Source organism: Amycolatopsis sp. NPDC104775 (assembly GCF_055583325.1).
On sequence record NZ_JBVJOE010000013.1, the window covers coordinates 164,557 to 179,335 of the forward strand.

Annotated in this window: 14 protein-coding genes; 2 read left to right on the forward strand and 12 right to left on the reverse strand. The window is 69.2% G+C overall.

What is annotated here, in order from left to right; translation table 11 throughout:
• Positions 1-78: 78 nt before the first annotated feature.
• The 11 genes from ACZ63D_RS39050 to ACZ63D_RS39100 all read right to left on the reverse strand — a co-directional run bounded on the left by ACZ63D_RS39050 (position 79) and on the right by ACZ63D_RS39100 (position 9,807).
• On the reverse strand, positions 79-969 hold the full coding sequence (locus ACZ63D_RS39050) for a glycoside hydrolase family 76 protein (protein WP_465359355.1): 891 nt from the start codon (positions 967-969) through the stop codon (positions 79-81).
• A 915-nt stretch (positions 970-1,884) separates the two neighbouring features.
• Positions 1,885-2,544, reverse strand: coding sequence for a TrmH family RNA methyltransferase (locus ACZ63D_RS39055; RefSeq protein WP_465359356.1), 660 nt, complete (start codon positions 2,542-2,544; stop codon positions 1,885-1,887).
• A gap of 16 nt (positions 2,545-2,560) precedes the next feature.
• A complete protein-coding gene (locus ACZ63D_RS39060; protein ID WP_465359357.1) occupies positions 2,561-2,959 on the reverse strand; it encodes a DUF2784 domain-containing protein in 399 nt (132 codons plus the stop codon).
• 361 nt (positions 2,960-3,320) lie between these two features.
• Positions 3,321-3,623 (reverse strand): hypothetical protein, encoded by a 303-nt coding sequence (locus ACZ63D_RS39065; protein ID WP_465359358.1) that lies wholly within the window; start codon positions 3,621-3,623, stop codon positions 3,321-3,323.
• Complete coding sequence (locus tag ACZ63D_RS39070; RefSeq protein WP_465359359.1) at positions 3,620-3,982, reverse strand: Asp23/Gls24 family envelope stress response protein; 363 nt, start codon at positions 3,980-3,982, stop codon at positions 3,620-3,622. The genes ACZ63D_RS39065 and ACZ63D_RS39070 overlap by 4 nt, the downstream gene beginning before the upstream one ends.
• Positions 3,979-4,536, reverse strand: a complete 558-nt coding sequence (locus ACZ63D_RS39075; protein ID WP_465359360.1) for an Asp23/Gls24 family envelope stress response protein — start codon at positions 4,534-4,536, stop codon at positions 3,979-3,981. The genes ACZ63D_RS39070 and ACZ63D_RS39075 overlap by 4 nt, the downstream gene beginning before the upstream one ends.
• Complete coding sequence (locus ACZ63D_RS39080; protein WP_465359361.1) at positions 4,527-5,081, reverse strand: RNA polymerase sigma factor; 555 nt, start codon at positions 5,079-5,081, stop codon at positions 4,527-4,529. Before ACZ63D_RS39080 ends, ACZ63D_RS39075 begins: the two co-directional genes overlap by 10 nt.
• A 92-nt stretch (positions 5,082-5,173) precedes the next feature.
• Entirely contained in the window at positions 5,174-5,737 is a 564-nt protein-coding gene (gene pyrE, locus ACZ63D_RS39085; RefSeq protein WP_465359362.1) for an orotate phosphoribosyltransferase, read from the reverse strand.
• A gap of 40 nt (positions 5,738-5,777) precedes the next feature.
• Complete coding sequence (locus tag ACZ63D_RS39090) at positions 5,778-8,216, reverse strand: ABC transporter permease (RefSeq protein ID WP_465359363.1); 2,439 nt, start codon at positions 8,214-8,216, stop codon at positions 5,778-5,780.
• Positions 8,216-8,962, reverse strand: coding sequence for an ABC transporter ATP-binding protein (locus ACZ63D_RS39095; protein WP_465359364.1), 747 nt, complete (start codon positions 8,960-8,962; stop codon positions 8,216-8,218). The genes ACZ63D_RS39090 and ACZ63D_RS39095 overlap by 1 nt, the downstream gene beginning before the upstream one ends.
• Before the next feature lie 77 nt (positions 8,963-9,039).
• Positions 9,040-9,807, reverse strand: a complete 768-nt coding sequence (locus ACZ63D_RS39100; RefSeq protein ID WP_465359365.1) for an SDR family NAD(P)-dependent oxidoreductase — start codon at positions 9,805-9,807, stop codon at positions 9,040-9,042.
• Between the two features lie 61 nt (positions 9,808-9,868).
• Here ACZ63D_RS39100 and ACZ63D_RS39105 point away from each other — a divergent pair, with 61 nt between their 5' ends.
• Positions 9,869-10,738 carry a hypothetical protein gene (locus ACZ63D_RS39105; protein WP_465359366.1) on the forward strand — a complete coding sequence of 290 codons (870 nt, stop codon included), beginning with the start codon at positions 9,869-9,871 and terminating at the stop codon, positions 10,736-10,738.
• 240 nt (positions 10,739-10,978) lie between these two features.
• Positions 10,979-14,167, forward strand: a complete 3,189-nt coding sequence (locus ACZ63D_RS39110) for an arabinosyltransferase domain-containing protein (RefSeq protein ID WP_465359367.1) — start codon at positions 10,979-10,981, stop codon at positions 14,165-14,167.
• Positions 14,168-14,260: 93 nt separating this feature from the next.
• Here the strand turns inward: ACZ63D_RS39110 and ACZ63D_RS39115 are convergent, their stop codons facing one another.
• Entirely contained in the window at positions 14,261-14,551 is a 291-nt protein-coding gene (locus ACZ63D_RS39115; protein WP_465359368.1) for a DUF4235 domain-containing protein, read from the reverse strand.
• Positions 14,552-14,779 lie beyond the last annotated feature (228 nt).

Genomic DNA, 14,779 nt, shown 5'->3' on the forward strand with positions numbered 1-14,779 from the left:
GCGTTTCCTGCGGCTGCCGAGCTTCAGGTCGGCCCGACTCTTTCCACCTCGGCCCGCTCTACTCGCGGCTGTCAAGTCTCAGAGGGTGGCGGCCGCCTCCAGGAGCATCCATCCTCCAATTTGGACAGACAAGTCCCGCTCCGCCTTGCCGGGCGGGTTCGAGGCTGGCCTTGCCCACTCCGCACTGAACAACGGTCCGGTTTTGTCTTGCGCCGCACCATTCCAGCACGCTTCGGCCGACTTTTGCACCAGCTTTTTGGCCGTCTCCGCTTCCGGCCGAGGCAGGCTCTTCGCCGCAAGCGCCAGGTAACGGGCGGCGATCGCCGAGAACAGTCCGCCGTCGCCACCCTCCGAACCAGGCAGGATGCCTTGGGGCGCACCGTGTTTCTCAACCGCCCGAATAGTGCGGGCGGCGTCGTCCCAGCGTGACTGTTCGAGGCACGCGCCGAGGTAAACACCTTGGCAGTACGAGAAAATATGCTTGATCACTTCACCGGTGTCCGCACGAATCCCGTCCCAGACGAGGCCAGTTTCGGGGTCTACCAACGTGTTGGTGAGCCATTGCGTCATGGCGCTCGCGCGTTCTTGATCACCCACACGGGCGTGAAAGATAGCGGCCGGACCGTTCGCGGGGGTATTCTTGAAGGAGTCGCCGCGCCGCCACCAAATTCCTCCGCCCAGGTCTTCTGTCCAGCCTTCGTGCAGTCGTGTGTCGATAGCCTTGATTGCTTCATCCACTGTGGACAGTTGAAGTTGCCGTACTCGCTGCAGCGCTAGGCCTAGCCAGGCTATGTCGTCGTAGTAGTCGTTGATCCAAGAGCCGAAGTTGCGCCGATGGATCGTGGTGATGAAGCGGTTGATCAGGCGTGTGCGCTGCGGGGTGGGTTGGCGGAGTTGCGCGTCGACGAGGGTGTCGAGGAAGTGTGCCTGCCACCAGTAGTTCCAGTGCCAGTGGAACCGCTGACTCATGGTGGGCGGCCATCCACTGCGTCCTAGGGCGGTGCCGGGGAGTGCCCATAGGCGGCGGAGATGCCTGGCGCATACCGCACGCTCGGCCGCTCCGGCGCGTTCGGCTGCCGTGGCGCGTTCGGCAGGGTTGGTGGTGTCCTTGGCTGGGGCTTTCGCGCGCCCGACTGGAGTCGTCGTGCCCTTGACTGTCGCCGCGCGCTCGGCGGAACTTGCTGACCCTTCGGCCGCCGCACGCTCCCCGGAACCGTCCGCCGCATCCGCCGCGCCACCAGTAGCCGCCGCGCGTTCGGCGGAATCCGCCGAACCCTCAACCGACGGACGCACCGCGGAACCCTTCGCTCCGTCCGCCGCGCCACCAGCAACCGCCGCACACCCCGCGGAATCCGCCGAACCCTCAACCGACGGACGCACTGCGGAACCCTTCGCTCCGTCCGTCGCGCCACCAGCGGCCGCTCCACGCCCCGCAGAATCCGCTGTGCCCTCAGCCATCGCGCGCTCGGCGCAACCCTTGGCCGCGTCGGTCGCGCCACCAGTAGCCGCCGCACGCCCCGCGGAATCCGCTGCGCTCTCAGCCGACACACGCTCCCCAGAATCCTTCGCCGGGTCCGCCGCGCCACCAGCAGTCGCCGCACGCCCGACGGAGTCCGCCGAGCCTTCGGCCGCGTTCGTCGCGCGGTCGGCAGGGGTAGCGGCGCGTGCCTCCGCAGGGCGGGACGCATCGCCGTGAGCAGCAGGATTGACAGGTTCGGCTGGGTCGGCGGTCATGGGTTGATTCTGCCTGCGCTGCGAAAAACTTGCCTCTCCAAGCCGCGTTCCGGGCGACTGGTCGTGGCCAGTCGGACCGGCCGCATCAGGCTGGGGTTCTCGTGAGTGTCAATTCCGGTTCGCACCGGCGTAGCCGCTCACGAGACCGGGTCACCAGGCTTTCGACAGGTCCGCGTGCTGCCGGACCCAAGCATGCATCACGATCCCAGCCGCGACGCCTGCGTTGATCGACCTTGTCGTACCGAACTGCGCGATGGACACCACTTTCGCCGAGTCGGTCTGTGCGGCTTCCGACAAGCCTGGGCCTTCCTGACCGAACAGCAGCAGGCACTTCCGCGGCAGTTCGGCGGTTTCCACTGGCTCGGCACCGGGAGTGTTGTCCACCGCCACCACGGTCAAACCCTCGGTCGTGGCGAATTTCAGCAGGCTCGCGACGTCCTCGTGGTGGCGGAGGTGCTGGTAACGATCCGTCACCATCGCGCCTCGGCGGTTCCAGCGGCGGCGGCCGACGATGTGTACCTCTGCGGCGGCGAAGGCGTTCGCTGTGCGGACTACCGTGCCGATGTTGTGGTCGTGCTGGAAGTTCTCGATCGCGACGTGGAACGGGTGCCGCCGGGTGTCCACATCGGACACGATGGCTTCGCGGCGCCAGTAGCGGTAAGCGTCGACCACGTTGCGGCGGTCGCCGTTGGCCAAAAGCTCAGGGTCGTAGCGCGGGTCGTCTGGCCAAGCACCTGGCCAGGGGCCGACGCCGACCTCCTCGCGGTTCACCCACTCGGTGGGGCCAGCTTCGGGTTGTTCCGTCGTCACGAAGGACGATTCTCGCTCAGCCGAGGCTGACGCCGTGCGCCGGAGTGTCGTCGTGGCGGTGGCGCCACCTCAGGTACGCCCCGAGGTACGAGATCACCAGCACCGCCAGCGCCACCACGACCACTACCGGCAGCAGCGAGCGCGGGAGCACCGTGCCGTAGAGGTAGTACGCGTTGAACCCGCCGGGCAGGTCGCCGAGGCCCTGCTGGTGCCGGAAGAAATCCTCCAGCGCGGTGAGCGGGCACGGAATCGGCGTGACATTGACCAGCACGCCCCACACGGCGAAGAAAATGTGCGCGAAAATGACTTTCGGCCACCGCCAGGCGAGGAAACCGCCGAAGCCGATGAAGAGCAGGGCGAGGATGTGCACCGCCACGGTGACATCGGCGAGAACATGCGCGACCGTCGTGTCCACCTTCGCCCCCTTCCCAGTGCACCCACCAGCGACGTTACTCCGATTACCCGCATCGGGAGCGGGAAATAGGGGGACCTGGTGTGATGTTCGACCCACCGGAGCAACGAGTTCACCCAGCAGGTAACGGAGGGATCACTCCGGGTAGGAGACGGTCCGGAACACCGCCACGAGCGACTCAACGCGGCGTAAATCCGTGCACGCGGACGGAGCGCGAATCGTCGGAGAAAGCGGGCGGGAAAGCGGTTGGCGTACCCGAGAACGAACCGCGGTTTAGCCGGTGCCTGGCTAGAGGGTGGGGTCCTCGGGCAGCAGGGGCTCGCCGTTCGGGCCTTCTGCCAGCAGACGACCTCCCGGGAGACGTTCAGCCAGCGAACGCTGCCCCGTCGATGTCCGTGACCACCAAGCGGATGCGCGCACCCGCCCACTCCGTTCCCTCGAGCACCTCGCGCACCTTTGCCTCGGCGGCCGACAGCAACGGCGGCAGCGGCAACCGCAACGCCACCACGCGAACCTCCACCGACTCCGGGGTCAGGTCGACCGCTCCGCCGGCCGGATCGATGGGGAGCCAGCTGATCTCCGCGGCGACGCTCGTCGCGGGGCGGAGGCCGTCGATGGCGGACAGGGCGTCGGCCAGCTGTCCGGTCAGCGAACGCGGATCGGTCACTGCCGCCCCACTTCGATGTCCAAAATGGACACACGAACGGCGTCCACCGAACGACCGGTCTGCGCGAGGACTTCCCGGAACACCGCCCGCTGCACGGCGCGCCCTACGGCGGCGGCTTGGTCCGCGCCTGAGATGACCACGTCGACCTCGACGGTCAGGCGGTCCTCGTGGGTGCGGACCCGGACGCCGTCCGCGGGGGCCGGTTCCAGGCCCTTCCAGCGTTGCCGCGCGGCGCGGGTCCAGGCAGTGGCCAACCCGAGCAGGCCGGGTTCCAGGCGCACGACTCCGGGGGTCCCGGCGGCCGCGCGGGCGGCAACGCTCGCGATCACCGGGCCGGCGATCACGTATTCGGCGGTCATTCCCCGTCCTCGTACACGTCTTCCACCAGCAGATTCAGACTGACCAACGAAATGCCCACCCGCGAGGTCGCGGCGGCGGACACCAGCTCCCGTACGCGGGCCAACGTCTCAGCGCCGCTGGCGTTCCCCAGGCGCGTCGCGAGGGTGAGTTCGACCTCGACCTGAGCCGCACCCGAGGAGTCGACGCCGACCTTTCGCACCCGTACGCGGCGGGCGCGGACGTTGCCCGCGGAGTCGGCGGCGTAGCGGAGCACGACCGCGACGGCCTGCTCGCTCACTTCGACGGAGCCCGGTTCGCCAGCGGCGAGGTCCAGCATCTGGCCTCGGCGCACTTCGGCACGGACGGCCGACATGATCCGGCCGAACAGGTCCGGCGGGGTCGGGTCGGGCTCGTCGATCAGTTCCTGCGTCGCCGAGCGCAGGGCCAGCAGGCTTTCCCGCGCGGTGCGGCAGTGGACACAGTCCGCCTGGTGCTCGTCGGTCTCGTCCAGATGCTCCCAGACCGTTTCCAGTTCCCGGCCGCACGGCAATTCGTAGTCCTGGTTCACCTCCACGGCTTCATCACCTCCGCCAGCTGCGCACGGGCCCGGGCGATACGCCCCCGGACCGCGGTGGGGTTCGCGCCGACGATCTCGCTGATCTCGTCGTACGACCGGCCGTGCACCTCACGCAACAGCCAGCACGCCCGCTGCTGCGGGGTGAGCGTCTGAAGCGCCTCGTCGAGCGCCGCGAGCTGGCCGCTGACCTGCGCCGCGTGCTCGGGCTGAGTGTCACGCCGCGGAGATTCGGCCAGGTCGAGGTCGACGTCGGCCTGCGGGCGGCGCGCCCGGATCACGTTGAGGCAGCGGTTGGTCGTTCCGCGGTACAGCCAGCCGACGAACGCGTGGTCGTCGTTCAGCTGCGCCAGCTTCCGCCACGCGCCGAGGAACGCTTCCTGCACTACGTCCTCGGCGTCGCCGCGGTGATGCAGCATTTTCAGGGCAAGCCGGAACATCGGGCCCTGATAACGCTGCACGAGCTGTTCGTACGCGCGCACGTCGCCGTCTCGCGCACGGCCGACGAGGGTGGCGTCGTCGAGCGGGACACTGGTCGTGGTCACGGCACCCCCTTCCGTCAGGGGGACACCGGGAGGCGGGCATTCGTCACGCACGCATTGTGGGTGACTGTGCTCACTCGCGCTCGGCCGAACACTCAGTCGAGGCCGAGGTCGTCCTTGTTCAGCAGGTACCGGTACTCGAGCCCGGCCTTCTCGATCGCTTCCCGCGCGCCGGTGTCCCGGTCGACGACCGTCGCGACGCCGACCACGGTGGCCCCGCCTTCGCGCAGCGCCTCGACCGCGGTGAGCACGCTGCCGCCGGTGGTGGAGGTGTCCTCGACGGCCAGCACCCGCTGCCCGCGCACCTCCACGCCCTCGATCCGGCGCTGCATCCCGTGTTCCTTGATCGCCTTGCGGACGACGAACGCGTCGAGCACCACGCCCTCGGCCGCGGCGGAGTGCAGCATCGCCAGCGCCACCGGGTCCGCGCCGAGGGTGAGCCCGCCCGCCGCGACGTAGTCCCAGTCAGCGGTGAGCTGTCGCAGCAGCTTGCCGATGAGCGGTGCGGCCGCGTGCTGCAGCGTCGCCCGCCGGAGGTCGACGTAGTAGTCGGCTTCCTTGCCCGAGGCCAAGGTGACCTTGCCGTGCACGACGGCCAGTTCGCTGACCAGCCTGGCCAGTTCGAGTTTCGCAGTTTGATCCAACCCGGGGTACGCCACGGCCGAGAGTCTTACACACGGCACCGACGACTTCCGCGCGTCACTCCCCGGTCGCGACGGCCGTCACCGGACGCGTCCGCGTGGCCACCCAAGCGGGCAGGACCGCGGCGAGCAACGCCAGCACGATCGCGGTCGCGATGATCACCAGGTAGATCGACACCGGGCCGTCCGGCAGCACCCGGCCGGTCGCGACGAGGCAGAACGGCACGATCGCGCCCGCCGACACCACGGTGCCCAGCAAGATGCCGATCACCGCGATCAGGCCGCCTTCGCTCGCGGCCATCCGCAGCACCTGACCGCGGGTGAAGCCGCCCAGCCGTTGCAGGCCGAACTCTCGCCGCCGCTGTGAGGTGGCCATGACCAGGGTGTTCACCACGGAGATCACCGTGTAGCCGACGATCATGCCGACCAGCAGGTAGTTGACCCACGCGCCGGTCTCGTCGCTCTTGGCGTTCGCGGCGGCCAGCGTGCTCCGGTCGCCGACCGACACCGGGAAACCGGCGGTCGCGGCGGTCAGGCTCCGGGTCAGCCGAGCCTGATCGACGCCCGGGGCGGCGCGGACGAGCACCTGCCGCACGAGACCGGAGGTGGTGTGTCCGGCGAGCAGGTCGGCGGGCAGGAGGAGCTGTTCGGCACCGTCGCGTTGATGCACGATCGCGACGATGCGAAGGGTCCGGTCAGTCCCGTCGCCGAGACGGAGTGTGACGGAATCACCGACGGATCGGGAGACTTCGGCGGCGTCGGGCAACGCGATCGTGTCGCCTTTGAGATCGGCGAGGTTGCCCTTCACGACCGTGGCGGCGTTCGTCGTCGCGTCGGTGAGGCCGAGTGCTGGGTAGCCCTTCTTGGTCTGGTTCTCGTCGAACGGCGCGGTGATGAACGCGCGGCTGGTGACGTACGTCGAGACCGCCGCGACGCCGTCCGCGTGCCGGACGCGCTCGAGCGCTTCGGGAGAAACCCCGGTCGGACCAGCGACGACCGCGTCGGCGCGGAGGTCTTCGGCGAAGGCCTGCGCGGAAGCGGCGGTAGTCGTGGTCTGCAGGTAGATGTTGGCGGTCGCGATGCCGACGGCGAGCATGATCGGGGTGACCGCGCCGGCTACCCGGGTGGCCGCGTTGCGGGTGTTGGTGATCGCCAGCCAGCCGGTGACGCCGCTGAACAGGCGCATCGGACCCTGCAACAGGATCGCGGTCAGCTTCGTGACGCCCGGGCTGATCATCGCGACGCCGATCGCCCACAGCATCACCGCCGGACCCGCCGTGCTCGCCGCGATGGGACCCGTCATCACCGCGAGCGTGACGATGCCCAGCGCGGTACCGCCGCCGAAGCACAGGATCGCCACGACCAGCCGCACCGGAGTGAGCCAGCCGCGCGGCACGGAGGCCTCGGCGAGCGCCTCGGTCGGCCGGATGCGGCCGACGCGGAATCCGGCCACCAGCGCGGAAATCCCGACGGCGAGCAGCGTCGCGCCCGCCGCGATGATCATCGGCACGAAGCCCTGGTGGAACTGCACCTCGGGGGAAATGAACCCGCCCGAGGTGAACTGACCGAACAGCCATTGGCCGAACATCGGGCCAAGTACGGCCGCGACTCCGGTGGCGAGCACGCCGATGACCAGCGCTTCGCCCAGAACCATGCGCCGCAGTTGCCGCGGGGTCGTGCCGATCGCGCGCAGCAGAGCCAATTCCCGCTGCCGCTGGCGCACCGACAGCATCAGCGTGCTCGCGATGACGAACACAGCGACCAAAATGGACAGTCCACCCGCGACACCGGCCAGCGGGATCAACCGGCTGCCACTCGCTTGCGCCTCCGGGAATTCGGCTAGGCCGCGCTCATCCCCAGTCAGCACGGACATGCCGGATCCCAGCTGCAAAGCGGCGGGATTGTCGGTGATCACGCCGAAATAATCGACCTCGCCGGGGTGGCCGGAGAACTGGCTGGCGACCTCATCGGCGAAGAAGACATCCGGCCGGTCGCTGGTCCGGGCGACGCGGTAGTGGTGGATCGTCCCCTGCACGGCGAGGTCGACGGCCGCCCCGGCCGGCACTCCGCTGGCGGCGGGCAGCACCACTTCGTCGGCACGCGGCGCGGGACCGGGAAGCCGGGCGGACTCCCAGCCGTGTGCGGTCAGCGGTTGTTTCCCCAGCGCCACCGGGAAATTGACTTCACCGACCACAGTGGACACACCAGGCGTCGCGCGGATCTTCTCCGCGAGCGCGCCGTCCAGCCGGACCCGTTCCGGCAGCGCGACCGACTGCGTCTTGGGCTTGTCGGAATGCTTCCGCAGTTCGAAATCCTGTTGTCCGGCAACGACAGCCGTCGCCCAAGCCAGCCGGTGCGGCGGCGTGGCGGACCGGATCCCGGTCTCCATCAGACCGGCGCAGGCGGACACGATCACCGCACCGAGGAACGCGGCCACGAACGCGGCGATGAACCCGCCGGTACGAAAACGCAAGGTGCGCAAGGCAAGAGTGAACATCAGAAACCGCCCACCGGCATCCGGTCGGCCCAGGCGCCGAGGTGCGTCATGCGTTCCGCGACCGCCGTCGCGGTCGGCCGAAGCAGTTCTCCGGCGACGCGGCCGTCCGCGAGGAAGACGACGCGGTCGGCGTAGGAGGCCGCGACCGGATCGTGGGTCACCATCACGACGGTCAGCCCGCCGCGCACCGATTCCGACAGCAGGCCAAGGATTTCGCTCGCGGTGCGGGTGTCCAGCGCACCGGTCGGCTCGTCGGCGAACAGCACCGCCGGACGGCTGACCAGCGCGCGAGCGATCGCCACCCGCTGCTGCTGGCCGCCGGAGAGCTGTCCCGGCAGGTGCTTGCGCCGGTCGCTCAGCCCGACGTGCCCGAGCATCTCGGCCACGCGGCGGCGGTCCGCGCGACGACCGGCCAGCCGCAGTGGCAGCACGACGTTCTGCTCGACGGTCAGCGAAGGCAGCAGGTTGAACGCCTGGAAGACGAACCCGACCTTGTCCCGGCGCAGCTTCGTCAGCTGGGTCTCGGAGAGGTTGCCCAGTTCTTGGTCGTCCAGCAGCACCGAGCCGCTGGTCGGCCGGTCGAGCCCGGCCGCGCAGTGCAGGAACGTGCTTTTGCCCGAGCCCGACGGGCCCATCACCGCGGTGAACCCGCCGCGCGGGAACGAGAGGCTCACCCCGTCCAGTGCCGTGACCCGGCCGTATTCCTTGCGGACGGATTCGAGCCGCACCGCTTCCCCAGTCGCCATGGGGAAAACGCTATGGCCAAGCGGGAGGAAACACCCTGGTGCGCGCCCGCCGCGACGGGGTAGGGCTGTCCCTACCCTCAGGTGCGGCGGCGGTTGCCGAAGCCGCCGGCGAGCTTGCGCAGCACCGGCCGCGGCAGCAGCCCGCCGATCCCGACCAGGGCTTTGTACTGCAAGCTCGGCACCGAGATCACCTTGCCGCGGCGCAGGTCGGCGAGGGCTTCGTCGACGACCTGGGCCACGTCGAGCCAGAACGCCTTCGGCCCCTCCCGCTGCAGGCCGGCACGCTCGTGGAACTCGGTGCGGGTGAAGCCGGGGCACAGCGCCATCATCCGCACGCTCTTCGGCAGCGACATCGCGATGCCCTCGGTGAACGACGTGACCCAGTTTTTGCTGGCGGTGTACGTCGAGCCGCGTCCGCTGAAGAAGCCAGCGACGCTGCTGACGTTGATCACGTCGCCGCGTCCGCGTTCGACCATGCCCGGCAGCGCCGCCCGGGTCAGCTGCAGCACGGCAGTCACGTTCACGTCCAGTTGCCGTTGCAGGTCCTCGGCCGGGATCTCCCAGAACTCGCCGCTCAGCCCGAAGCCGGCGTTGTTGACCAGCAGGTCGACCGGCTGGGTTTCGAGCAGCTCAGCGACCCGGCGGCGGCCGTCCACTTCGGACAGATCGGCGGACAGCACGGTCACCTCGACGCCGTGCTGCGCGCGCAGCTGCCCGGCCAGCGCGGTCAGCCGTTCCTCGTCCCGGGCGACCAGGACCAGGTCGTGCTTCTCGGCGGCGAGCCGGCGCGCGAATTCCGCGCCGATGCCCGCGGTGGCTCCGGTGATCATGGCAGTGGTGGTCATGTGGGTGAAGCTACCCGTTTTTCCGCTGCGTTCGCGCTGGTGGCGCAGTATGGTCCGGCGCATGGGCAAGCACACCAAGCGGACGCCCGGATATTTGCCCCGGATGGCCGCCGGTGCGGCGCCCCTCGCTCTGTTGCTCGCCGGCCCGGCCGCGGCGCTGGCGGACACCCCGCGCGGGGAACTGCCGCTCGACCTGCACCAGCACGGTTCCTCCTCCGACCTCCAGTTCTCCAGAGACGAAACGGTCGCGACGCGCGATCTGCCCGCGTCCACCGCGTCGAACCTGCACCAGGCGCTCGAACCGGACGCCGCCAGCCAGTCCCAGACCCATGACCTGCGCGTCGGCGACACGGTCCGCATGGTCACCGGCAACGACCTCGGCGTCCACCACACGCAGCCGTTCGACGGCGCGCACGTGGCCGGTCTGGACCAGTCCATGCGGCACGGCGTCCGGCTGCCGCACGGTGTCGACGTGCTCTCCAGCAGCAAAACCGGCACCGAGACCGGGCTGGCGGGCCGGTTCTCCGGCGACCTGATGAGCGGCACCCGCGCCGAACGCACCTCCGCCGACGCCGTCGACCTCGGCCCGGCAGGCTCGGTGATCGCGAACTCGGATGAAAGCGTGCTCGGCCAGTTCACCGGCAACCTCGACGTGACGCGGCTGGAGTCCACCGAGCGGCACAGCGTGTCCGGCGACCTCGGCCCGGTCCACACGCTGGCCGCGACGAGCCAGTCGACCGCGGAGCGCACCGAGCGATTCCACGGCGAACTGTCGGCCGCGGACCTCGCGGCGGCGCGGGCGAGCACCGCTTCTACTCTCGGTGTTCCGGTTACCCGGAGCCAGCACGTGGGCGCCGAGGTGCTGGGCAATCCGGTCATCGACAACGGATGGACAGTTTCCGGGCCGCCGTTCACTTTCTCGCCCGGCTGAGTTCATCGACTCGCCGAGTCCGCTTTCGGCAATCGAGTCCGGGTCGTTTCCAGATCGTGAAACGGCCCTCGTCGGGACCCGCGGCGAGCTGCGCGGAGTCACCCGTTCGCCGTAAGCTCGGTCGGGTTTTCTTCACCCACCGTGGTTATTCGGCGGAGGAATCCCGGTTCGACCAGGTGGGGTCGGCGCGGGGAGAGTCCCCAGCGGGGGGCCGGGATCCGCTTGGATAGCCTGCGGGGCGTGGTCGACCTCGAATCCGTTGCCGCCGAAAAGGCGTCGCCGACAGCTATCGGCAAGAGCCAGGCCGGACGTCGGGCTCGGTTGCTCGCCGCGGTTTTCGGAATCGCCGGCGCGATACTCGCGATCGCGGTTCCGTTCCTGCCCGTCACGCTTGAGCAAACCACGCTCGACTGGCCGACTGCCCAAGGCACCAGAGCGGTGTCCGCTCCGCTGACCGCGCAGGCGCCGATCTCGCTCGACGCGAAGGTCCCGTGCGCGACCGCGCGGGCGCTGGACGAGCGCACCGACGGCAACGCGGTGCTGTTCAGCACCAACCCGAGCTCCGGCATCGGCGTCGTCAATGGGATGGCGCTGCAGGTCGGCAACGGCCAGCTCACGCTTTCCTCGCAAGGCCAGCAGCTCGGGTCGGCCCCGATCGGCGAGGGCGACTGCACGATCACCGTGCACAGCGACCCGAAGCGCACCACGGCGTCCGTCGGCGGCAACCGGCTGGCGGACGTCAGCGACGACCACCGGCCGCAGCTCACCGGGTTCTTCTCCGACCTCACCAACCAGGACGACACGCACGGCCTGTCGGTTTCCGCGCAGGTCGACAACCGCTGGGCCAGCACCGCGACCGGGATCAAACTGGCCGCGATCGTGCTGTCGGTGCTCTGCTTCATCGGCGCGGTGCTCGCGCTGTACCGCCTGGACCGGCTCTCCGGCCGGCGCGCGCCCCGGCTGGCCGCGCGCGGCTGGTGGAAGCTGAAATTCCTGGACATAGCCGTGCTCGGCACGCTGGTCGTCTGGTGGCTGATCGGCGCGATGACCGCCGACGACGGCTACTTCACGACCATGGCCCGCGTCCGCGGCGACGCCGGGTACATCGGCGAGTACTACCGGTGGTTCGCCGCCCCGGACGCGCCGATGGCGTGGTTCGTCGACGTCTACGCGGCGATGGCTAAGGTCAGCACGCTCACGCCGTGGATGCGGCTGCCGTCGCTGCTGATGGGCATCGCGTGCTGGATGCTGATCAGCCGGGGCGTGCTGCCGCGGCTCGGCAAGCAGGTGCGGACCAGCAGCGCGGCCGGCTGGGCGGCGGGCGCGGTCTTCCTCGCCTTCTGGCTTCCCTATGACAACGGCCTGCGCCCGGAAAACCTGGTCGCGCTGCTGTCGCTGATCTCGATCTGCACCGTCGAACGCGCGGTGGCGACCCGGCGGCTCGGCCCGGCGGCGATCGGGCTGACCGTCGCGGCGCTGTGTGTCGCGGTCAACCCGCACGGGCTGATGGCCGTGCTGCCGTTCGTGGTCGGGCTGAAACCGCTGGCGAAGATCGTGCTCCGGCACGCCCGCCAGTTCGGCTGGGTGCCGGTGCTCGCGCCGATCGCCGCCGCCGGGCTGGTGATTCTCGCGCTGATCTTCTGCGACCAGACCTTGCGCGGCGCACTGGAATCGGTGCGGCTGCGGTCGTCGCTCGGCCCGACCGGTTCCTGGTACGACGAGCTGGACCGCTACTCGATGCTGTTCAGCAACGGCCCGGACGGCTCCATGACGCGCCGGTTCCCGGTACTGTTGATCTTCCTCTGCCTGGCGACCTGCGCGGTCGTGCTGCTGCGGCGCGGGAACATCCGCGGCGCCGCGCTCGGCCCGAGCCGCCGTCTGCTCGGCATCAGCGCACTGTCCTTTGTGGTCTTGGCGCTCGCCCCGACCAAGCACACGCACCACTTCGGCATGCTGGTCGCGGTCGGCGGCCCGCTCGCCGCGCTCACCGCGCTGTCGACGAGTACGACCGTGCTGCTGTCCCGCCGCAACCGCGCGGCTTTCTTCGCCGGGCTGATGGTGATCGTGGCGCTGGCCTCCACCGGACCGAATGCCTGGTGGTACGTCTCGGCGTGGGGCGTGCCGTGGTTCGACCTGCCGCCGCAGGTCTTCGGCATCAAACTGAGCACGATGGCGCTCGTGGCGGCCGCGGTCGCGCTGGCGATCGCGGCGATCGAGCACATGAAGCACAACGAGCACGAACCGTTCGTGCCGCCCGCCCCGGTGCCCCGCTCCGACCTGGAAAACCGCGGCCGCGCGTTGCGGCTCGGCCTCGCGCCGCTGTCGACGGTGTGCGCGATCCTCGTGCTTTTCGAGATCGGCAGTATCGCCAAGGGCATCCAGAAACGCTGGGACACCTACAACATGGGGGCGGACAACATCCGCCAGCTGGCCGGGCAAAGCTGCGGGCTGTCCGACTACATCAAGGTCGAGCGCGACCCGAAGGCCGGACTCCTCGAAGCCGCGCCGCAGCAGCCGGAAAACGCCGCACCCGGCTGGCAGGTCCCGACTGACGCCGACCACGGGGTCAGCCCGAAGGACTGGCTGACCAGCACCCAAAAGGGCTTCGTCACCAACGGCGGACTGCCCACCGACGACAAGTGGAAGCCGCCCTACGAGTTCGGCAAGGACGGCGCCCCGATCTGGGGCAGCTACCACCAGTCCGGCGACGGCGCGGGCGACCTGCGCACCCCGTGGTACTCAATCCCGGAACGAGCCCGCGACGGCTCGGTGCCGATCGTGGTTTCCCTCGCGGGCAAGGCCGACGACCCGAACTCGCTGACCGCCGAATTCGGCAAGAACACCCCCGCCGGTTTCGAGGTCCTCAGCCGCGAACAACTCAACGCCAAGAAGAAAAACACCGAATGGCGCGACGCCCGGGTCACCGTCCCCGACGGCGCCGACCAGGTGCGAATCGTCGCGAAGGGCCGCGGCCTGGGCAACGACGGCTGGTTCGCGTTCAGCGCCCCGCGCGCCCCGAAGATCGCGAAGATGACCGACGTGATCGGCCAAGACCCAGTGTTCTTGGAATGGGCCGCCGCCGCACAACACCCGTGCCTGCGCCCGTCCTCGATCCACAATGGAATCGCCGAGGTACCGAAGTACCGCGTCACCGCAGGCGACGACCTGCGCACAGTCGGCCGCTACTGGTCCTCCCCGGCAGGCGGCGGACCGTTCGTGTGGATGGACGCGAACACCCAGATGCAAACCTTGCCGACGTACCTGGAAGGCGACGTCGACCGAGACTGGGGAACCCTGTACGAGGTGAAACCCGAAGCCCCCAACGCCCTCCCCGCTTCGGCAGCACTGCACCAAAAATCAGTGACCCACTCCGGACTCTGGTCCCCGGGCCCGCTGCCCCAGCCCGCGAACCCCACCGGCGAGTCGTAACCCGAACCGTGAGGGGAACCCTGAGGGAATCAGATTCCGTCAAGGTTCCCCTCACGGACATCCGGCGGCAGAAGCAGCACTCACACACCGCACTCAGGCGCTGTCGTGTTTCTTAGTGTCACCAGGCCACTGGCCAGTAAGTTTGTTGTACCCCGTCGCCCCGCCACGATCGACAGCAGCCTTAACCACCCCAAAGATCGCCCCCTGCACAGACGCGGCCAAAAGCACCTCACCCCAGCCGCGCTCCTTCTGCGTAGGCTCAGGAGCCTTCTTGGTACCCGCGATCATCTTCCACACCTGCTCGAACACCGCGTTGGCGGCCAGCCCGCCCAGCACGCCGAACAGCAGGCCAAGCGGCCGATACACCAGCTTGTTGATCTTCATGTTCCCCGTCCCCTAGCGTCTTCGGCCCAGGCGCGACAGCATCCACGCCGCTTCCTCTCCCTCCATCAAGCAATACCCGCAAACCCACCCCTCCACACCACCAACCAGCGCAGCCACACCTGCCCCCGCACCCCGATACGAAGCCTTCTCTGCGGTTCGGGGGTGGTTGTCAAGGCACGCTTTCCCGCCTTGACAAACAAAACCGAACAGGGAAGACGAACGGGGTGG

Excerpts from the sequence above, each read along its gene's own strand:
- ACZ63D_RS39090 (WP_465359363.1), bottom strand. The coding sequence starts at position 8,216 with ATGTTCACTCTTGCCTTGCGCACCTTGCGTTTTCGTACCGGCGGGTTC.
- ACZ63D_RS39095 (WP_465359364.1), bottom strand. The coding sequence starts at position 8,962 with ATGGCGACTGGGGAAGCGGTGCGGCTCGAATCCGTCCGCAAGGAATAC.
- ACZ63D_RS39105 (WP_465359366.1), top strand. The coding sequence starts at position 9,869 with ATGGGCAAGCACACCAAGCGGACGCCCGGATATTTGCCCCGGATGGCC.
- ACZ63D_RS39100 (WP_465359365.1), bottom strand. The coding sequence starts at position 9,807 with ATGACCACCACTGCCATGATCACCGGAGCCACCGCGGGCATCGGCGCG.
- ACZ63D_RS39050 (WP_465359355.1), bottom strand. The coding sequence starts at position 969 with ATGAGTCAGCGGTTCCACTGGCACTGGAACTACTGGTGGCAGGCACAC.
- ACZ63D_RS39070 (WP_465359359.1), bottom strand. The coding sequence starts at position 3,982 with ATGACCGCCGAATACGTGATCGCCGGCCCGGTGATCGCGAGCGTTGCC.
- ACZ63D_RS39115 (WP_465359368.1), bottom strand. The coding sequence starts at position 14,551 with ATGAAGATCAACAAGCTGGTGTATCGGCCGCTTGGCCTGCTGTTCGGC.